Origin of the sequence: Aureimonas sp. SA4125 (assembly GCF_019973775.1) — a bacterium.
Taxonomy (GTDB): domain Bacteria; phylum Pseudomonadota; class Alphaproteobacteria; order Rhizobiales; family Rhizobiaceae; genus Plantimonas.
The window spans coordinates 1,678,158-1,697,525 of sequence record NZ_AP025032.1; the positions used below are offsets into that span (position 1 = coordinate 1,678,158).

Annotated in this window: 12 protein-coding genes, 5 pseudogenes and 1 other annotated feature; of the genes and pseudogenes, 14 read left to right on the forward strand and 3 right to left on the reverse strand. The window is 65.4% G+C overall.

Going from position 1 to position 19,368, the window contains the following annotated elements; genetic code table 11:
* Positions 1-261: 261 nt before the first annotated feature.
* Positions 262-1,234: pseudogene (locus Sa4125_RS07720) on the forward strand (IS3 family transposase); the annotation flags it as partial.
* Positions 545-700, forward strand: a sequence feature (AL1L pseudoknot). Its footprint overlaps the pseudogene before it by 156 nt.
* Positions 1,235-1,241: 7 nt before the next feature.
* Here the strand turns inward: Sa4125_RS07720 and Sa4125_RS07725 are convergent.
* Positions 1,242-2,642: an IS30 family transposase gene (locus Sa4125_RS07725; protein WP_224007635.1), complete on the reverse strand. Its 1,401-nt coding sequence runs from the start codon at positions 2,640-2,642 to the stop codon at positions 1,242-1,244.
* Positions 2,643-2,694: 52 nt separating this feature from the next.
* On the opposite strand from Sa4125_RS07725, the pseudogene Sa4125_RS07730 reads away from it, so the two are divergent.
* Together Sa4125_RS07730 and Sa4125_RS07735 are read left to right on the forward strand one after the other, a co-directional pair.
* Positions 2,695-2,994, forward strand: a pseudogene (locus Sa4125_RS07730) (integrase core domain-containing protein); the annotation flags it as partial.
* 23 nt (positions 2,995-3,017) lie between these two features.
* Positions 3,018-3,431 (forward strand): annotated as a pseudogene (locus Sa4125_RS07735) (winged helix-turn-helix domain-containing protein); the annotation flags it as partial.
* Positions 3,432-3,683: 252 nt separating this feature from the next.
* Here the strand turns inward: Sa4125_RS07735 and Sa4125_RS07740 are convergent.
* Positions 3,684-4,716, reverse strand: a pseudogene (locus Sa4125_RS07740) (IS110 family transposase).
* Positions 4,717-4,786: 70 nt separating this feature from the next.
* Between Sa4125_RS07740 and Sa4125_RS07745 the strand changes: the two are divergent.
* Together Sa4125_RS07745 and Sa4125_RS07750 are read left to right on the forward strand one after the other, a co-directional pair.
* Positions 4,787-5,356: pseudogene (locus Sa4125_RS07745) on the forward strand (IS630 family transposase); the annotation flags it as partial.
* A 39-nt stretch (positions 5,357-5,395) separates the two neighbouring features.
* Positions 5,396-6,394 carry an IS5 family transposase gene (locus Sa4125_RS07750; protein ID WP_224005550.1) on the forward strand — a complete coding sequence of 333 codons (999 nt, stop codon included), beginning with the start codon at positions 5,396-5,398 and terminating at the stop codon, positions 6,392-6,394.
* A 200-nt stretch (positions 6,395-6,594) separates the two neighbouring features.
* On the opposite strand, the gene Sa4125_RS07755 is transcribed toward Sa4125_RS07750, so the two are convergent.
* Positions 6,595-7,803 (reverse strand): IS256 family transposase, encoded by a 1,209-nt coding sequence (locus tag Sa4125_RS07755; RefSeq protein ID WP_223998301.1) that lies wholly within the window; start codon positions 7,801-7,803, stop codon positions 6,595-6,597.
* 683 nt (positions 7,804-8,486) lie between these two features.
* Between Sa4125_RS07755 and Sa4125_RS07760 the strand changes: the two genes are divergently transcribed.
* The 9 genes from Sa4125_RS07760 (at position 8,487) to Sa4125_RS07800 (ending at position 19,279) form a co-directional block, all read left to right on the forward strand.
* A complete protein-coding gene (locus Sa4125_RS07760) occupies positions 8,487-9,641 on the forward strand; it encodes a DegT/DnrJ/EryC1/StrS aminotransferase family protein (RefSeq protein ID WP_224005552.1) in 1,155 nt (384 codons plus the stop codon).
* A gap of 156 nt (positions 9,642-9,797) precedes the next feature.
* Entirely contained in the window at positions 9,798-10,757 is a 960-nt protein-coding gene (locus tag Sa4125_RS07765; RefSeq protein ID WP_224005554.1) for a Gfo/Idh/MocA family oxidoreductase, read from the forward strand.
* A gap of 212 nt (positions 10,758-10,969) precedes the next feature.
* Positions 10,970-13,045: a LysM peptidoglycan-binding domain-containing protein gene (locus Sa4125_RS07770; protein ID WP_224005556.1), complete on the forward strand. Its 2,076-nt coding sequence runs from the start codon at positions 10,970-10,972 to the stop codon at positions 13,043-13,045.
* A gap of 151 nt (positions 13,046-13,196) precedes the next feature.
* Complete coding sequence (locus Sa4125_RS07775; protein WP_224007645.1) at positions 13,197-15,092, forward strand: ABC transporter ATP-binding protein/permease; 1,896 nt, start codon at positions 13,197-13,199, stop codon at positions 15,090-15,092.
* Positions 15,093-15,208: 116 nt separating this feature from the next.
* Positions 15,209-15,907, forward strand: a complete 699-nt coding sequence (locus Sa4125_RS07780) for a phosphatidylserine decarboxylase (RefSeq protein ID WP_224005558.1) — start codon at positions 15,209-15,211, stop codon at positions 15,905-15,907.
* Positions 15,908-15,911: 4 nt separating this feature from the next.
* Positions 15,912-16,754: a phosphatidylcholine/phosphatidylserine synthase gene (locus tag Sa4125_RS07785; RefSeq protein WP_224005560.1), complete on the forward strand. Its 843-nt coding sequence runs from the start codon at positions 15,912-15,914 to the stop codon at positions 16,752-16,754.
* A 10-nt stretch (positions 16,755-16,764) separates the two neighbouring features.
* Positions 16,765-17,325 (forward strand): pyridoxamine 5'-phosphate oxidase family protein, encoded by a 561-nt coding sequence (locus tag Sa4125_RS07790; RefSeq protein ID WP_224005562.1) that lies wholly within the window; start codon positions 16,765-16,767, stop codon positions 17,323-17,325.
* A gap of 35 nt (positions 17,326-17,360) precedes the next feature.
* The gene (kdsA, locus tag Sa4125_RS07795; RefSeq protein ID WP_224005564.1) at positions 17,361-18,221 is read left to right on the forward strand and encodes a 3-deoxy-8-phosphooctulonate synthase; all 861 of its coding nucleotides are present in this window, start codon (positions 17,361-17,363) and stop codon (positions 18,219-18,221) included.
* 332 nt (positions 18,222-18,553) lie between these two features.
* The gene (locus Sa4125_RS07800; protein ID WP_224005567.1) at positions 18,554-19,279 is read left to right on the forward strand and encodes an HAD hydrolase-like protein; all 726 of its coding nucleotides are present in this window, start codon (positions 18,554-18,556) and stop codon (positions 19,277-19,279) included.
* Positions 19,280-19,368: the final 89 nt, after the last annotated feature.

The window sequence follows — 19,368 nt, forward strand, 5'->3', positions numbered from 1 at the left end:
TCATCAAAAACAAGTTTGTGAGGGATGGAAACGTTCATACCAGCGAGCATCGGGTCTGACTCGTAGGGGATTCCCAAACTGGTTCTGATCTGAATCATGGTGGCAAACGGAGGTTTGCCATGGCGACGCCCATTCCACTTCGCACCGATTTCGATGGTCCTGGCCTGCGTCGTCTGGCGCGGGATACCAAGGACGCCAACCAGGCGCGGCGTGAACCGCCTCGGGTTTGCCGGAGGCTCCAACTCTTGAGAGACTGGAGCCATGACAAGCAAAACGACGAACAGATTTTCCCGGAAGTCCGCGAGCGCGCCGTGCGAATGGTCCTCGAACATCAGAGCGAGCACGCCTCGCAATGGGCGGCGATGGGTTCGATCGCGGCGAAGATTGGCTGCACGCCCGAGACGCTCCGCGGCTGGGTGCGACAGGCAGAGCGTGATCAAGGCCTTCGTCCCGGACCGAGTAGTGAAGAGCGCGACCGGATCAAGGCGCTGGAGCGGGAGAACCGCGAACTGCGCCAGGCCAACGAGATCCTTCGTAAGGCGTCAGCGTATTTTGCCCAGGCCCCTCTCGGCGAATGCCAGCATTCGCCTGCCGGGCAAGGGGAGCTCGACCGCCCGTTCAGACGATGAAGGCCTTCATCGGCGATCATCGCAGCGTCTACGGGGTCGAGCCGATCTGCAAAGGGCTGCCGATCGCCCCGTCGACCTATCGCGTGCATGCCGCCCGGCAAGCTGATCCCGCCCGGGCGCCAGCCCGCGAACGCCGTGACGCCGGCCTTTGCGAAGACATCCGCCGGGTCTTCAAGGCGAATTTCGAAGTCTACGGCGTGCGCAAGATATGGCGGCAAATGCGGCGCGAAGGGATCGACGTCGCCCGTTGCACGGTGGCCCGTCTTATGCGGCGTATGGGTCTGAAGGGCGCCGTGCGTGGCAAGACCGTGCGGACCACGATCAGCAATCCTGCTGCCCCGTGCCCGCTCGATCGGGTCAACCGCCAGTTCAAGGCGCCATGTCCAAACGCCCTCTGGGTTTCGGATTTCACCCATGTCGCCACCTGGGCCGGCTTCGTTTACGTCGCCTTCGTGATCGACGTCTTCGCTCGCCGCATCGTCGGCTGGCGCGTGTCGCGCTCGGCCAGGACGGACTTCGTTCTCGATGCTCTGGAACAGGCGCTTCACGATCGAAAGCCTGCCCGGAAGGGAGGCCTCGTCCATCACAGCGATCGCGGCGTGCAGGGCGGATTCAAACGGTCGTCGCAACAGGGTTCGTTTCTGTTTTCTTCAGCCATCCGTCAAGAGCTTCAGCGGGGCTTTTCCAGCCGAGAGTCTTGCGCGGCCTGGCGTTAAGGGTCGCAGCCACGGCGGCGAGCGTTTCGGCGCTGTGGGCGCTGAGGTCCGTACCCTTCGGGAAGTACTGGCGCAGCAGCCCGTTGGTGTTCTCGTTGGTGCCGCGCTGCCAAGGGCTCCGCGGATCGCAGAAGTAGATCTCGACGCCCGTATCAATCTTGAGCGTGGCGTGCTGGGCCATTTCAGCGCCCTGGTCCCAGGTCAAAGACCGTCGAAGTTCTTCAGGCAGTGCTACGATGGTGCGGGCGATTGCATCACGAACAGCCTCGGCGCCATGCCCGGCGAGCGCGGGACCATTCTTGGCTCGCGGCCCGTCACCGTGGCCCTCAAGCCGGGGGAGATGCAGCAGCATCGTGAAGCGGGTCGTGCGTTCGACGAGCGTGCCGATCGCCGAGCTCTCCAACCCGAGAATGAGATCGCCTTCCCAGTGTCCCGGAACTGCCCGATCGGATGCTTCGGCCGGGCGTTCGCTGATCATTATCTCGGGCGACACGAAGCCTTTGCCTCTTTGACCAACTCGCGCCCGCGGCGTCCGCAGCGCCCGCCCCGTGCGGAGGCATGCCGTCAATTCACGGCGCAGCTCACCACGACCCTGGATGAAGAGCTCCTGATAGATGGCTTCGTGACTGATGCGCATCCCCTTGTCATTGGGAAAGTCGACGGTGAGACGGTTGGCGATCTGCTCCGGGCTCCAAGCCTTCGCCCATCGTCGATCCTTGCGCTGGCCATGCCGACGGCTCTTCCAGGGAACAGTCGGGCCGGGAATGGCAACACCCTTCGGCGCCGTGACCATTCCGGCGAGCCGCTCCTCGACATAGGTGCGCAAAGCTGTGTTGAGAGCAAGCTTTGTGGCTTTCGGTCGCCGACCTGATCGCTCCGCATGCCACTGAGCGGTCGTCGCTCGATACTCCAGGCCGCCGCCGCGTGTCGCAGCGTTGCGCCGTAGCTCTCGAGAGATCGTCGAAGCGGCTCGACCAAGTCGGCGTCCGATTTCCTGCCTGGAAAGGCCTTTGACACGAAGAAGCGCAATCTCCTCACGCTCGGCAAACGCGAGATACCGCCCGGACAACGGCTTGGCCGAAGACCTGAACATCGCTGGTGGCATGCCGCCCGCCTTTCGGAACCAGCGAGCGCCGACGGGGGCCGACATGCCCGCCGAGACAGCAGCATCATCGCTGCTCATCCCCATGGCAATACCGGACCAGAACCGCTGGAGCTCGGTTCGTGAGGCCAATGGTGGCCGTCCTGGTGACAGCATAGGCGCTCGTCCCGACCGATGTGATCGCCGTCTCTTCATGTCCATCGCAACCTCCTTGGTTCAGGCGTTGCGACGACCGATTGAATGAAAGCAGTACGTCTCCATCAGATACACCGAGCGATTGGCTGCCGCCGGCATCGAGCCATCGGTGGGAAGCGTCGGAGATTCCTATGATAACGCCCTCGCCGAGACGATCAACGGCCTCTACAAGACCGAGGTGATCCACCGCCGTGGACCATGGCGAAGCTGCGAGGCCGTCGAATTCGCCACCCTCGAATGGGTCGACTGGTTCAACAACCGCCGCCTCCTCGAGCCCATCGGAAACATTCCCCCCGCAGAGGCGGAGGAACGCTATTACGCTCAGCTTGAGGTGACCTCGATCGCCGCGTAGGACTCAAACCAATCAGCCTCCAGCAGACCCGGGGCGGTTCACTTCTGGCGCTGGCTGCGATCTACGAGGGCGGCTCACGCACCGACGCGGCCCGGATTGGCAGCGTGACGCTCCAGATCGTGCGCGACTGGGTGCTGCGGTTCAACGAGGGTGGTCCGACAGGGCTCATCAACGTCAAGGCGCCGGGCAGTTCCTCCAAGCTAAATGACAAGCAGCGCCATGCCTTGGCGAAGATTGTGGAGAGCGGCCCGATCCCGGCGATCCACGGCGTCGTGCGCTGGCGGCGCAAGGATCTGGCGCAGTGGATCTATGAGGAATTCGCCATCTCGTTGGACGAGACCACGGTCGGGCGCGAACTGAAGGCGCTTGGCTTTGCCAAGCTCTCGGCGCGTCCGCGCCACTATGCGCAGAACGAGTTCGAGGTGGATGCTTTCAAAACGTATGGCTCGCCCCGCCTGCAAGGGATTCTTTTCCGGCTCTTCAGTCTGCGCCAACGTATCCGGTCTCGGGGCCTTGATCGTCCCCGGCCAAGATGGAGCTTTCGCGCGTACCGATCCTCATAAACACGACGGCGTCGAGCGCCATTTTTTTGGTCAGGATGTCGGCATGCCGTTCGACTGTCAGGCCATCTTTCCAGTCCACTCACAGACATCTGCGACCTGAAGGCCTCCCTTCCGGTCGATCTGCAATCATCCAGCCGACGACGTTGTCTCCAACACGAACGGACGCCCGCTTCTCAACACCGCCCAGATAATCCTGGCCATTTTCGCCGCCAGCGCGACGACGGCCGTGTTCATAAGCGTTCGCGACAGCAGGCCCCGGAGCCACTCGCCCAAGAGCGTCTTTCCCTTGGCCAAGGATGGCAGTGTGGCTCGGGCTCCATGGATCAGCATCCGCCTGAGATAACCGTTGCCGCGTTTGCTGATGCCAAGGAGCTTCGGCTTGCCACCGGTCGTCATCTGCCGGGGAACGAGGCCGAGCCAGGCGGCGAGGTCGCGGCCTCGGCCAAACGTCTCGGCCTTGCCGACGGAAGCCACGAAGGCTGTCGCATTCAGCGGGCCGATCCCCGGGATCGTCGAGAGCAGCTTCATCGACGTGTCCTCGCGGGCGAGGTTTGTAAACTCCGCATCGAAGGCGCCGATCCGAGCGTCGAGAGCGCGCCACTCGGCCCGCATGTCCTCGATCAGCACCCGGATCCGAGAGCCGATTGCCATCTCGCCGGCGAGAAGCTCATCCAGTCGAAGTTCGAGCTTGCGTCGCCCCTTGGCGATGACGATGCCGCGCTCGAGAAGGATCGCCCGAAGCTGGTTGATCAGCGTCGTGCGCTCGCCAACCAGCCGATTTCTTGCACGATGCTGGCCTTGCATGTCGAGTTGCTCGTCGCTCTTCAGATCGACAAAGCGCATCGTCGGCCGGGTCGCGGCTTCCGCGATCGCCCTCGGCATCCCTATCGTCGTTCTTCTGAGCTTTGACGTAGGGCCGAACGTATTCTGGCGACATCAGCCGGACGTCGTGACCCTGATCGCGAAGATGACGGCCAAGATGATGAGCGCCGCAGCACGCTTCCATCGCCACGATGCACGTCGGCATTCCCGCCGCCAGCTTCAACACGGTGTCTCTTCGCATCCGGCGCCGCAACAGGACCTTCCCGGCACCGTCCATCCCAACGACGCTGCAAATGTCCTTGCCAAGATCGATGCCCAGAACCCTGATCTCATTCATCGGCTCGCCTCCGTGCTACTCTCAAACGGCGCAGATCATGCGCCGAGGGAAAGGGGCGAGCCATTCCATAAACTTCCCCGCCGAACTGGCAGCCATCCAGGCCAAGCTCCCGAAGGGTACCGAGATCGAGCTCTGGTGGGCTGATGAAGCCCGCATAGGGCAAAAGAAAAAGATCACCCGCCGTTGGGCCAGGCGTGGCACGAGACCGTCCGCGCCGCACGACCAACGCACCATGTGGGCGTACATCTTCGGCGCGGTCTGCCCGCAGAAGGGCAAGGGTGCCGGCCTTGTCCTGCCCTACTGCGACACCGGCGCGATGAACCAGCACCTGGCGGAGATCTCACGCGCCGTCGATCCTGGCGCCCATGCCGTGCTGATCCTCGATCGCGCCGGCTGGCACATGACGCCCAAGCTCGTCGTGCCCGAAAACATCACGCTGCTCTTCCTACCGCCTCGCGCGCCTGAGTTGAACAAGGTCGAGAACGTCTGGCAGTTTATGCGCGACAACTGGCTCTCAAACCGCATCTTCATCGACTACGACGACATCGTCGCACACTGCTGCGAGGCCTGGAACAAGCTCGTCGACCAACCCTGGAAAATCATCTCCATCGGCATGCGGGATTGGGCGCATCGGTTCTGACCAGCGCTCGTTGGTATGACGAGACCTGTGCGCGGGGGCTTGCCGGCAGCCTGTATCGTTAATTCACTGAAGTTCTTCGGACGGGGGGATTGGGTCATGGCGCGGCGTCGCATTGGTCAGGAAGCTCTTCGGCTTGGAGACGCGGGAGCAAAGCGCGGCCCTGGCGCCCTGGACGACATCGCTGGAATGATCGACTGGCTCGAGATCGACCAGGACCTGTCGCCGATCTACCGCTCCGCGTCAGGTGAGAAGTCCTGGCCGCCGCTGGCGATGGTGAAGGCCCTTCTTTTGTCGGTCTGGTACGACCTGTCGGACGTGAAATTGGCCGAGGCCCTGGACGATCGCGCCTCGTTCCGCCGGTTCTGTGGTTTTGCCGCGAGTGAGCCAACCCCGGAGCGCACCGCCTTCGTGCGGTTCCGCAAGGAGCTCGTGAGGCATGGCCTCGACACGGTTCTCTTCGAAGCGGTGACGCGCCAGCTCGACGAGAAGAACGTCATGGTGAAGACCGGCACGCTGGTGGACGCCACCATCATCGCCTCCGCCAGCATCACGAAGGACGAGGAGGCCCGTTGGGTCGGCCATCGCCGCAAGGCGGCCGTGCATGGCTACACGGCGCATGTGGCGACCGACGCCGACGGCGGCATCGTCCGGCGCATCGAGATGACGCCTGCCAATGTCAACGACGGCCGCATGCTCGGCGCGGTGCTGCCGCCCGATCCGGGCAACGTCCATGCCGATCTGGCCTACGCCAGTTCGCGCAATGAGATCCTGATCCGGGATGCTGGCGGCTCGTCGCGCCTGCCGGGGCGAGCGCTATGGGGCGGTGCCGAAGCGCTTGAGAAGCTGGAAGCCTGGAACCGCGAGGTCGGCCATGTCCGCCGCCGGATCGAGAAGGTCTTCGGCACGTGGAAACGCAGCTACGGTCTGCGCCGCATGCGGTGGATCGGACTTGCGAAAGCTGGCCTTCAGGTACGGCTGACGGCGATCGCCTTCAATCTCACGCGAACACGAAACATCCTGCGCGAGCGCATGGCATGACGGCGGGACACCTGTGTCCGCCATCGGCCGATGGAGGCCGCAGCGCCTCGAAACCGCCTGTCGCAAACCGAAATCCAAGCATGCGGTAGACTGGCAAAACCCCTCAGTGCTGACCTCTGAAATCAAAGCCCCCGCGCACAGGTCTCATGGTCGTGTCCGTCAACGTGGTGGAAATTGAGTGTAGCTGAAGCGGCTCCGTTTCAGGCGACTTCGGTGGAAATCTGTTCGGGTTTTGCAGTGTTGCCCATGGCCATGAGGTCGGCCATGGGTTCGGTCTGCATGTAGCGGTTCTGGATCTGCCATTCGTCGTTGGCCTCGAGAAGGACGGCGCCGATGAGCCGGATGATGGATCCCTCGTTCGGGAAGATTCCGACGACGTCGGCACGCCGCTTCACCTCCTTGTTCAGGCGCTCCAGGGAATTCGTCGAATGGATCCGGGTCCGGTGCTGACTGGGAAAATCCATGTGCGCCAGCACGTCGGTCTCGCTGTTGTCGATGAAGGCCCCGAGCTTTGGACACTTTCCCCGAAGCTGGTCGGCGACGTGGCGCAGCGCCTGGCTGGCGCTAGCACGATCGGGCTGGGCGAAGGCTTGGCGCAGCGCGGCCGCCGCCATGCTCTGCTGCGCCTTCGGGACATACGACAGGGCGTTGCGCATCCAATGCACCCGGCAGCGCTGCCAGGAGGCGCTGAACACCCGGCGAATGGCGGCTTTCAGCCCTTCGTGAGCATCCGAGATCACGAGCTTCACGCCGGACAGGCCGCGGCGCACGAGGCTCTTGAGGAAGCTCGACCAAAACGTCTCCGCTTCCGAGGGGCCGATGTGAAGGCCGACGATCTCGCGCTTGCCGTCCGTGTTCACGGCCACGGCGATTATGGCGGCGACCGAAACGATGCGTCCACCCTCGCGCTGCTTCAGGTAGGTCGCATCCAGCCAGAGGTAGGGCCAGTCGCCAGTGAGAGGACGGTCGAGGAAGCCGCCGACGCGTTCGTCGATGTCTTTGCACAGCTTCGATACGGTGCTCTTGCCGATCCCCGACAGCCCCATGGCCTGTACCAGATCGTCGACCCGCCGGGTGGAAACGCCGCTGATCCAAGCTTCCTGAATGACGGCAACCAAGGCCTTCTCCGAGAGCTTTCTCGGCTCCAGGAACGGCGGGAAGTAGCTGCCCTGCCGAAGCTTGGGTATCCGAAGCTGCAACGAGCCGAGCCGCGTGTCGAGCGAGCGGTCGCGGTAGCCATTGCGATAAGTCGCCCGTTCCTGCGTCCGTTCGTGGCGCCCGGCGCCGATCATGCCTTCAACGTCGACCTCCATAAGGAGCTGCATCACGCTCTCGGCTATCGTTCTCAGGAAATCGCCGTCCCCGGCTTTCGCAAAAAGCTCGGCAAGCGGTAGTCTGTCCTCGGTCATCGGGTTCTCCGGTCAGGTTGAAGTCTCGCAACTCCACCTTAGCCGCCCTATCCGGTGACCGCCTCAGCCACACCTTTCAATGTCGGAATTTCCACCACGAGCGCGGACACTACCGGTCTCATCAGACATGTGCGGCGGGCAGTGAGATCGCGTGCGGGTTTCGAGCGGACGAAAGGTGCCGGCAAGTCGAAGGCGCATGCGTGGTGGTGCGCGCTTCCAGAGACCGTATGCGTCGCTGACCGGTTGGCTGGTGCCGGATGGCCAGCGAGCGGACGCCAGGAAGCACAGCCCCTCGCGGGTCTTGGACAGCAAGCTGGGCGACGACCGCCCGACCCGGCCGTCGGTCGCCTGAACGCGTCCGCCGTGCAGTCGGATGGGAATGCGGATCGGGCCGGCCGGCGCCCCGGGAGGAGAGCCTTGGCATAAGGTCGATCCTCGAAAGCTGTGCGGAGGAGCAGGCCGAACCGCGACAGGCAGTTTTGCACAGTCACAATAAGTCCGGGGTTGGCGACAATATGTGACCGGATGGAACGGGCAACTGCATGCGGCATCGTTTGCATCCGGGCCGAAACAGTTTAGCGACAGTGCCTGGAAGTGATGCGGCCGGTCACGCGCGGTGCATCCTTCGGCAGTGATTGTCCGCAGATCTGGCGGACGGGGCCCCGACAGCCCAGAGGAAGAGCATGGACAGACCAATTCCCTTCATCGATCTCGGCGCCCAGCGCGATCAGATCCGCGACAGGATCGACGCCGCAATTACCCGCGTCATCGACAGCGCCGCCTTCATCATGGGACCGGAAATCGCTGCGTTCGAAGAGCAGCTGTCGGCATTCTCGGGCACGGCGCATACTTTGTCCTGCGGCTCGGGCACCGATGCGCTGGTGCTGCCGCTGATGGCCTGGGGCATAACGGCGGGCGATGCGGTCTTCTGTCCGAGCTTCACCTTCGCCGCGACGGCCGAGGTCGTCGCCCTCGTCGGGGCGACGGCGGTATTCGTCGATGTCGACCAGGCGACCTTCAATCTCGACACGGCAAGTCTGCGCCGGGCAATCGAGGAGACGCTCGCCGCAGGCGTCCTCGTGCCGCGCGCGGTCATCGCCGTCGATCTCTTCGGCCAGACCGCCGACTATCCCGCGATCCGGGTTCTTTGCGACGAATTCGATCTGAAGCTGATTTCCGATGCCGCGCAAGGTTTTGGCGCGACGCTTAACGGCCAGATGGCCAATGAATGGGCGGATGTCGTCTCGACCAGCTTCTTCCCGGCAAAGCCCCTCGGCTGCTACGGCGACGGCGGCGCGGTGCAGACCGACGATGCCGAACTCCACAAGGTGATGCACTCGCTGCGCGTCCACGGCCAGGGCGAGGATCGCTACGACAATGTCCGCATCGGCATGAACGGGCGCATGGACACGATCCAGGCCGCCGTTCTGATCGAGAAGCTGGCGATCTTCCCCTGCGAGATCGTCGCCCGCAACCATATCGCCGCACGCTACAACGCGGCGCTTGCCGGTCACGCCACGCCGCAGACGGTCGTGGACGGCGCCGTCTCGACCTGGGCGCAATACACGATCCGCGTGCCGCCGGGCCTGCGCGACGCGCTGGGTGCCCAACTGAAGGCGCGCGGTGTGCCGACTGCGATCTACTATCCCCGGCCCCTGCATCGGCAGACCGCCTACAAGCATTTTCCCGTCGCCGGCAACGGCTTGCCGGTATCCGATCGTCTGGCCGAGGAGGTCATCAGCCTGCCGATGCATCCCTATCTCGACGAGCCGACGCAAGATCGCATCATCGGCGCGGTCACCGAAGCGCTCGCCGGACTGCGCGCCGAGGCGGCCTGATTCGAGCTATCCCGCGCGCCTGTGGCAACCGGATTTCTTCGATCGCAACGGCGGGGAGGGCGGCGCTTCGTCCTTCCCCCGATCCCTTGTTTCGCGATCCCTGCGATGGCAAGCGCCCATCCCAGTGATCGTTCCCGTGCATGAAAAGGCAGTCCCTTGAGAGATAGATTGAGGATCGGCGTCATCGGCTGCGGCTCGATGGGCGGCCATCACGCCCGAACCGTCGCAGCCAATGCGTCGGCCGTTCTCGTGGGGGTCGTCGATCCGCACGAGGAACGCCGCGAGGCTGTCGCCGCCGCCCATGCGGTGTCCAGCTACGCCGACGTTTCGTCCTTGCTGGCCGCGGGCATCGACGCGGCCGTCATCGCCGCGCCGACGGCGAAGCATCATGCGCTCGCCACCCTACTCCTGTCATCCGGCGTCCATGTCCTGGTGGAAAAGCCGATAGCCGGTGGCGTCGACGAGGCGCGCGACCTGGTGGCGCTGGCCGAAGGCTGCGGTCGCAAGCTGATGATCGGGCATGTCGAGCGGTTCAATCCCGCGCTCGTGGCGCTGCGGGCAGCGTTGCAGGGCGAGGACGTCCGTTCCGTCGTCATCACCCGCGCCAGCCCATTTCCCGCGCGGATCGGCGATGTCGGCATCGTCCTCGATCTCGCCGTGCACGACATCGATCTCATCCGCTGGATGGCCTCTTCTGAGATCGCCGAGCATCAGGCGCAGGTCTCGCAGACGCGCGGGGCACATGAAGACAGCGCACTCCTCCAGTTCCGCACGACCAGCGGCGCCATCGCCAGCATCAACACCAACTGGCTGACGCCGTTTCGCCAGCGCCGCATGGAAGTGGCGACCCCGGACCGCTTCTTCGTCTGCGACATGCTGCAGCGGACGCTGACCGTGTTCAGTGACTACGGCAAGGACGGCAGTTTTCGCCAGCGCGCGCTCTTCGTGCCGGCGAGCGACCCGCTGGCGGCCGAGCATGCGGCCTTCTACGCCGCCGTCCGCGGCGAGGCCGAGGTTCCCGTCTCCGGCCATGACGGCCTGCGGAGCCTGGAAATCGCCCTTGCCTGCCTGGGCCGGGCAGGGGGCGCTGGGGTGCGCGGCGCGTCCGGGGTCTGAAGAACCGGCGCCCCTTTCCGGACCATCCACGCCCGCCGATACCCGCTGGGCGGGTGTGATTCGTGTGGCCGAAATACCGTTCAGGCGAGACCCTTAACCAGAAGTCCGGTTAAGCCCGGGGCTGCCTTGTGAGCCGACCACCGCTTGGTTAAACGTTGGTGAACAAAGCGTGTTCTTGACAGCTTTTTCTCGGGAGCGTCGACGGTCTTCACATGAAGCGTAAAATCATCGGTGCCGGTCTTTTTTGTCTCGTCCTGTTTGCCGCCATTCTGGCCGGCTATTGGGACATGCTGAGTACCGAGAAGTTGAAGATCGTCCGCGACGAAGCTTCAGAGAGCGTCGGCGAGATCGCTGATATCGTGCGCGAGGGCAGTGTGCCATCCGCCAGCGCTCCTCCTGCCCAAACGCCGTCCGCTGCCGTACCGGTTTCCGAGGCGCCGCCGGCGCTGTCAGAGTCGGTCACCGCTCCCACCGGGACGGCGGCCGTGTCCCCGGCAGAGACGCCAGACCCTGCGCCCGTGGTTCCGCCGCAGCCCGAGCCGGCTACCGCAGACGCGCCGCCGCCCGCTGTCCCGCCGGCCCCCGCAGGCGATGCGCCGCCGGCGGCCGCCGGCGCCCAGACGCCTCCCGCTTCCGTCACGCAGGTTGAGCCGGGGCCGACCGACGCGGCGGGATCGCCGCCGGCCACGCCTTCGCCGGCGGGACAGACGCCGGAAAAGGCCCCGGCTTCCCTGCCGGACGCCGCGGCGATGCCGCCCGAACCCCTGGTCTCGCCGACCTTCGACATCGTCCGTGTCGAGCCCGATGGTTCGGTGGTTCTCGCCGGCCGCGCGCCCGCCGGCAGCGCCATCGTGCTGCTCGACGGGACGACCCGGATCGGCGGCGACACGGCGAGCGCCAGCGGTGACTTCGTGGTCGCCCTCGACGATCGGCTGAAGGTCGGCGAACACCAGCTGACGCTTCAGGCGACAGCACCCGACGGGCGGGCCACGACCTCCGCCGAGACCGCGATCGTCAACATCCCGGAAAAGGGCAGGGAGAACGAGCTCCTGGCCATGGTGCAATCTCCCGACAGCCCGTCGCGCCTGATCAGCCTGCCCTCGGCCTCGTCGGCCGAGTCGGTGCCGCCCTCCGGCGCGGCCGACCTTGCCTCGGACGAGGCGCCGACCGAGCCGGACAGTGCGGCAAGCCCGGAAGCCGCGGGGGAGGCGCCGCTGCTGCCGTCGGCATCGTCGGCAACCGATGGCGCGGCGGATCTAACGCTTCCCGTTGCGCCTGCTCGGCCGGCCTTGCCCGCGGTTTCGCTGGCGGTCGAGGCGGTCGAGATCGAGGGCGACCGCATCTACGTCGCCGGACGGTCCGCCGGTGCCGCCTCGGTCCGGGTTTATATCGACAATGATTTTCTCGCCACGGCACCGAAGGTGACGGCGGATCGCTTCCTCGTCACGGCGACGGTGTCGGTGCATCCGGGGGAACACGTGGTCCGGGCCGATGCGCTCGACAATGCGGGAACGGTGATCGCGCGCGTCGAGGTGCCGTTCGTGCGTCCCGAGGGGCGGGCCATGTCGGCCATCTTAGCGCCGTCTTTGCCGACAGCGCCAGCAGCCGCGACGGTCGCAACGGCCGATCCCGCAGCGGGTGCGGCGCCGGCAGCATCGAATGATCCGGCAGCGTCGATGGCGCCTGCGGCTGGACAGGCCCAGATGGCCACAAGGCTCGAGCCATCCGGGGTCTCGAACGGGGATGAGCCAGCAGGAGCCGGCGACGCGGCATCCGTGCCGCCGGCTCCTGCCGCGCCGAATTCCGTACAAGCCACTGTTGCACCACCGGTCGCTGCACCGTCGCCGACGCCTGCGGAGCAGCCGGTATCTGCGCCCGTGCCCGCGCCTGCGACGGCGGCACTCGCCGCGGCGGAACCCGTGCCGTCGGTCGAGCCGCCCGTCGCCGCTGCGGCGGAACGGCCGGCTGCCGCGCCGTCGGCCGGTGCCGACGACACGCGGGCAGGGACCGCAAGCGATGCTGCCGCCACCGGTGCGGCCACGGCACCCATGGCGGCTGCGGCGCCGACACCGCCCGACGGCCAGATCACCGTCGTCCGCCAGCCGGCGCTGGAGCCGGCGGAGGCGCGGGTCATCATCCGCCGCGGCGACACGCTCTGGCGGATCTCGCGCGAAACCTATGGCCGCGGCGCCCGCTACACCGTGATCTACCTCGCCAATGGCGATCAGATCCGCGATCCCGACCGGATCTATCCGGGCCAGGTGTTTCGTACGCCGAAAGACGAGTAGGATGCGGCGAGGCTGTTGGAGAGGGAGCTGGCCGTCCTTTGAGGCAGGAACACCGGCGGTTAGCCTCTCCCAGGCCGGGTCGATGCTTCCCCCTCCGACCATTTCACATTAGAACCCATCCAAAGACGCCGAGCCGCGTCGCGCGATGGATCTGCCCTTGCCCAAAACGCCGAAACTGACGGTCGACAGCCAGTCGACCTTCGCGACACTCCGAAACCTCGTCCCTTACATGTGGCCGGATGGCCGCCCGGACCTGAAGGCACGCGTCGTCTGGGCGACGCTGTTTCTCGTCGTCGCCAAGCTCCTCACCGTGGGCGTGCCGTACTTCTTCAAGTGGGCGACCGACGCGCTCGATGGCGCCGACACGGCCGAGGCCTGGCTGCCGCTCGTCATCACAGGCGCGGTGACGCTCGTCGTCGCCTACAATGTCGCGCGCGTCGTCTCGGTCGGCTTCAACCAGCTGCGCGATGCACTGTTTGCGAGCGTCGGCCAATATGCCGTGCGCCAGCTCGCCTTCCGCACCTTCAACCACATGCACCGCCTGTCGCTGCGCTTCCACCTCGAACGCCGTACCGGTGGCCTGTCGCGGATCATCGAGCGCGGCACCAAGGGCATCGAGACGATCGTCCGCTTCACCATCCTCAACACGCTGCCGACGATCCTCGAATTCGCCCTGACCGCGGCGATCTTTGGCCTGACCTATGGCGTTTCCTATCTCCTCGTCATCGCCGCGACGGTCTGGCTCTATTCGTGGTTCACCATCAAGGCGAGCGACTGGCGCATCACCATCCGCCGCGAGATGAACGACAGCGACAATGAGGCGAATACGAAAGCCATCGACTCGCTCCTGAACTTCGAGACGGTGAAATACTTCGGCAACGAGACGATGGAGGCCGAGCGCTTCGACCGTTCGATGGCGCGCTACGAGAAGGCGGCGACCGAGACCTGGACCTCGCTCGGCTGGCTGAATTTCGGCCAGGGCGTGATCTTCGCCGCCGGCATGGGCGCGGCCATGGTGATGTCCGCGCTGGAAGTCAGGGCCGGCACGCAGACGCTCGGCGACTTCGTCTTCATCAACGCCATGCTGATGCAGCTTTCGATCCCGCTGAACTTCATCGGCTTCATCTACCGCGAGATCCGCCAGGGCCTCACCGACATCGAGCAGATGTTCGGGCTCCTCGATGTCGAGGAGGAGGTGAAGGACCGGCCGGGCGCTCCGGCGCTGAAGGTCACCGAGGGCGCAATCCGCTTCGAGAACGTGCGCTTCAACTACGATCCCGCGCGAGAAATCCTGAAAGGCATCTCCTTCGAGGTGCCGCCGGGCAAGTCGGTCGCGATCGTCGGGCCGTCGGGCGCGGGCAAGTCGACCATTTCGCGGCTGCTGTTCCGCTTCTACGATCTGACCTCGGGCCGGATCACCATCGACGGCCAGGACATCTCCGCGGTCACCCAGGCGAGCGTTCGCGCGGCCATCGGCATCGTTCCGCAGGACACGGTGCTGTTCAACGACACCATCGCCTACAATGTCCGCTACGGCCGGATCGATGCCACTGACGCGGAAGTGCGCCGCGCTGCCGAGTTCGCCCAGGTCGCCGGCTTCATCGACGTCCTGCCGGAGGGTTTCGACACCATGGTCGGCGAACGCGGGCTGAAGCTGTCCGGCGGCGAGAAGCAGCGCGTCGCCATCGCCCGGACGATCCTGAAGGCGCCGCCGATCCTCATCCTCGACGAGGCCACATCCGCGCTCGACACGCACACCGAACAGGAAATCCAGTCGGCCCTCGACCTCGTCTCGAAGGAGCGCACGACGCTGACGATCGCCCACCGGCTGTCGACGATCATCAATGCCGACGAGATCATCGTCCTCAAGGCCGGCGAGATCGTCGAGCGCGGTACCCACAGGGGACTTCTTGAAGAAGACGGCCTCTATGCCGAGATGTGGCGCATGCAGCGCGAGGCGACGGAGGCCGAGGAAGTGTTGCGCCGTGCCCGAGAGGCCGACGAACTCGGCATCATCGAGCGCAAACGACCGGTCGAGGCCGGGTGAGGCAATCGGCGGCAGGCATCTTTTCGCCTGTTCGATCTTGCAGATGACGGCAAAACTTGCCCTAACGCAGCCATGGTGCGCCTGCCCTCCTTGCGGCGTCAGAAGGAATGCCCCCGATGCACATGATCGCCTCGATCAGAAACGCGCTCGTCCCGATTCACCGCGCGGGCTATCCGTTCATCGCGATCTTCTTCGCCATCGCGCTGGTTCTCGGCTTCTTCTGGCAGCCGCTGTTCTGGATCGGCCTCGTCCTGACGCTCTGGTGCGCCTACTTCTTCCGTGATCCCGAGCGCGTCACGCCGCTGTCCGACACGCTGGCGGTCAGCCCGGCCGACGGAACGGTCTCGCTCGTCGGCCATGTCGTGCCGCCGGAAGAGCTCGGCCTTGGAATGGAGCCGATGCTGCGCGTCTCGGTCTTCATGAACGTCTTCAACTGCCATGTGAACCGCGCGCCGATGCGCGGGCGCATCGCCCGGATCGCGTATCGCGAGGGCGAGTTCAAGAATGCCGAACTCGACAAGGCGAGCGACGTCAACGAGCGCAATTCCCTGGTGATCGAGAGCCCGCAAGGCGAACTCGGCGTCGTCCAGATCGCCGGCTTCATCGCCCGCCGGATCATCTGCTGGCGTGGGCTCGGCGACCGCGTCGAGGCCGGCGAGCGTTTCGGCCTCATCCGCTTCGGCTCGCGCCTCGACATCTACCTGCCGGACGGCGCCAAGGCGCGGGTTTCCGAGGGCCAGACGGCGATCGCGGGCGAGACGGTCATCGCCGAATTCGGCGCGGGCCTCCAAAGCTATTCGGCACGGCGGGACTGAACCCATGAAATCGCCCTTCCAGCCCTTCGATCCCGACATGCCCGAGAGCGATCCGGCCGATCCGCCGGAGACGCCCGCCGTCCGGCGGCGGATCCCGTTCCGACACATCGTGCCGAACCTCATCACCATCATCGCGATCTGCGCCGGGATGACCGGCATGCGCCTCGCCTTTGAGGGCCGCTACGAACTGGCCGTCGGCATGGTGATCGGCGCGGCGCTGCTGGACGGCGTCGACGGGCGCATCGCGCGTCTCCTCAAGGGCCAGAGCCGCTTCGGCGCGGAGATGGACTCGCTGGCCGACATCGTCAATTTCGGCGTCGTGCCCGGCATGGTGCTCTACGCCTACACGCTGAAGGGCGCCGGCTCGGCCGGCTGGATCGCCGCGCTGCTGTTCTCGGCCACGTGCGCGCTGCGTCTCGCCCGCTTCAACACCATGCTCGACGGCCCGAAGCAGCCGGAGTGGAAGTCGGCCTTCTTCACCGGCGTGCCGGCGCCGGCGGGAGCGGGCCTTGCGTTGTTTCCGATGTATCTGTCCTTCATGGGCGTCGATTTCGGCCAGCCGGTGCTGACCGCCTATCTCTCGGCCGTCTACCTCCTCTTCGTCGGCTTCCTGATGGCGAGCCGCATCCCGACCTGGTCGGGCAAGACGATCTCGATGCCGTTGCGGCGCGAAATGGTCATCCCCGTCATCCTCTGCCTTGTCCTCTTCATCGTCCTCCTGACGAGTTTCCTCTGGCAGACGCTGTCGGCGACGGTGATCGCCTATTACATCGCCATGGCATTTTCCGTGCGGCAATATCGGCGCCGGGCGCGCCAGGATGCTCCCGCCGACATTTCCGCCGCTTGAGAGAGGCACCATGGGCAAGCAGTTTCCGGCCATCGACGACAAACACCGCGACTTCATCGCGCGGCAGAAGATCTTCTTCACCGCCTCGGCCGCACCCGGCAGCCGCATCAACGTTTCGCCGCGTGGCACGGACGCTTTTCGCGTGCTCGACGCCAACACCGTCGCCTATCGCGACCTGACCGGCAGCGGCAACGAGACGGCAGCGCACATGCTGGCCGACGGCCGGCTGACCATCATGTTCTGCGCTGTCGACGGTCCGCCGATGATCCTGCGCCTCTACGGCCATGGACGCATCCTCGCCAAGGACACGCCGGCATTCTCCGCCCTCCTGCGGAGCGACTTCGACGGCGAGGCGCCGCTCGGCACGCGCCATATCGTCGTCCTCGACGTCGATCTCGTCCATACCTCCTGCGGCTACGGCGTGCCGCTGTTCGACTATACCGGCGAGCGTGCCTCGATGCAGAACTGGTCGCAAGCCAAGGGCGAGGAGGGTCTCGAGACCTATCGCCGCGAAAAGAATGCCGTCAGCCTCGACGGACTGCCGACCGGCATGTTCGACGAAACCGCCTGACACAACGCCCACGCTTCCATGACGAGGACCTGCCCGTGACTCCGAACCATGCCGACCGGGATTTCGACGTCGGGGCGATCCGCTTCGGCAATTCTCTGCCCTTCGTCCTCATTTCCGGCCCCTGCCAGATCGAGTCGCGGGCCCATGCCTTCTTCATGGCCGAGAGCCTGGCCCGGATCGCCGCCGAGGCCGGCATCCCCTTCGTCTTCAAGGCCTCCTACGACAAGGCGAACCGTACCTCCCTCGCGGGGACGCGCGGCATCGGCATCGACGAGGGTCTGCGCATCCTCGCCGACATCCGCGACGCCTTCGGCTGCCCTGTTCTTACCGACATCCATGATATTCCGCAGGCGATCTCCGCGGCCGAGGCGGTGGACATTCTGCAGATCCCCGCCTTCCTGTCGCGCCAGACCGACCTGCTCGTCGCCGCGGCCAAGACCGGCCGGGCGATCAACGTGAAGAAGGGGCAGTTCCTCGCTCCCTGGGACATGGCCAATGTCGCGGCGAAGATCTCGGGCTCGGGCAATGACCGCGTCATGCTGTGCGAGCGCGGCGCTTCCTTCGGCTACAACACGCTCGTCACCGATTTCCGCGCGCTGCCGATCATGGCCGAGACCGGCTATCCCGTCGTCTTCGATGCCACGCATTCGGTGCAGCAGCCGGGCGGGCAGGGGACGTCATCGGGCGGCGACCGGCGCTTCGCGCCGCCGCTGGCGAAAGCCGCGGCCGCCGTCGGCATCGCCGCGCTTTTCGTCGAATCGCACGAGGCGCCGGATGCCGCCCCCAGCGACGGCCCGAACATGCTGCCGCTCGACTGGATGCCGGATTTCCTCGCCACGATGAAACGCATCGACGAGATCACCAAGGACGAACGCCCGTCACCACGTCGGATCTGATCCATTAGAGCATGATCCCGAAAGGTCGCTTCCGGCTTTCGGAAGGAGATCATGCGCAAACAAAGAACGAAAGCGGGACGGCGATTCGAAGAAAGGCCATCCCGCTTTAGCTTCGTGCAGTCCCGATGGGCATTTCATGTTGGGCGGCGTGCCGGCACCGGGCATGTTTCCAGTGCGCGTTCTTCCGTCGGATAGCGCCCCCGTGCCGCCGCCGGCCGTCTACGCAAGGAATTTCGAGCCATGATCGATCCTCACCGGCATAGCCTGGCGACGATGTTGGAGAGTGCCGGCATTGTCCCGTTGCTCGTCACCGGCGACGGGGAGCTGGCGTCGTGAGCGCGTCATTTTCCGCAAAGGGGGCCAGGGAGGGGCAGTGCATCGTCTTCGATCTCGACGGCACGCTGGTCGAGACGGCGCCGGACCTGCTGTCGGCGGCCAACAGGGCACTGATCCGCGCCGGATTTCAGGCGACCGAGCCAGCGCTGCTGCGCCCGCAGATCAGCCACGGCGCGCGCGCGATCGTCGTCGAGGCGTTGCGGCACCAGGAGGTGCCGGCGGACGCGGGTCTGCTCGACGCCCTCGAGCGGGATCTCGTCGCCGACTACAGCGCCAACATCGCCGCCGAGAGCCTGCCCTATCCAGGTGTCGTCGACGTTCTCGATACGCTGCGTGCAGACGGCGCGATCCTCGCCGTCTGCACGAACAAGCGGCTTAGCCTCGCCATGAGCCTCCTCGAGGCTCTGAAGCTGGACGGATATTTTGCCGCCATCTGCGGAGGGGACAGCTTTGCGTTCCGAAAGCCGCATCGCGATCATCTCCTGATGACCATCGGCCAGGCTGGCGGCAGTCCCGTTCGGGCCGTGATGATCGGGGACAGCGAGGTCGATGTGGCGACGGCGCAGGCCGCAGCAGTGCCCGCCATCGTGATGACCTACGGCTACAGTGCCATCGACGTGACGACGCTCGGTGCCGACGTCGTTCTCGACAGCTTCGCTGTCCTGCCTGCGGCGATCGATCTCTGCCTGTCCGCCCACGGCTTTCAGAAGCTGCGATCCTAGCTTGCGCCGGGCGGCGCGAGCACAGCTCGCCCGCTCGGTGGAAGCGGGCCGCGCAGTGATCCCCGCCTCGGAAGCTGGCGGCACGAGCG

Excerpts from the sequence above, each read along its gene's own strand:
- Sa4125_RS07725 (WP_224007635.1), bottom strand. The coding sequence starts at position 2,642 with ATGAAGAGACGGCGATCACATCGGTCGGGACGAGCGCCTATGCTGTCA.
- Sa4125_RS07755 (WP_223998301.1), bottom strand. The coding sequence starts at position 7,803 with ATGACCGAGGACAGACTACCGCTTGCCGAGCTTTTTGCGAAAGCCGGG.
- Sa4125_RS07760 (WP_224005552.1), top strand. The coding sequence starts at position 8,487 with ATGGACAGACCAATTCCCTTCATCGATCTCGGCGCCCAGCGCGATCAG.
- Sa4125_RS07770 (WP_224005556.1), top strand. The coding sequence starts at position 10,970 with ATGAAGCGTAAAATCATCGGTGCCGGTCTTTTTTGTCTCGTCCTGTTT.
- Sa4125_RS07780 (WP_224005558.1), top strand. The coding sequence starts at position 15,209 with ATGCACATGATCGCCTCGATCAGAAACGCGCTCGTCCCGATTCACCGC.
- Sa4125_RS07785 (WP_224005560.1), top strand. The coding sequence starts at position 15,912 with ATGAAATCGCCCTTCCAGCCCTTCGATCCCGACATGCCCGAGAGCGAT.
- Sa4125_RS07790 (WP_224005562.1), top strand. The coding sequence starts at position 16,765 with ATGGGCAAGCAGTTTCCGGCCATCGACGACAAACACCGCGACTTCATC.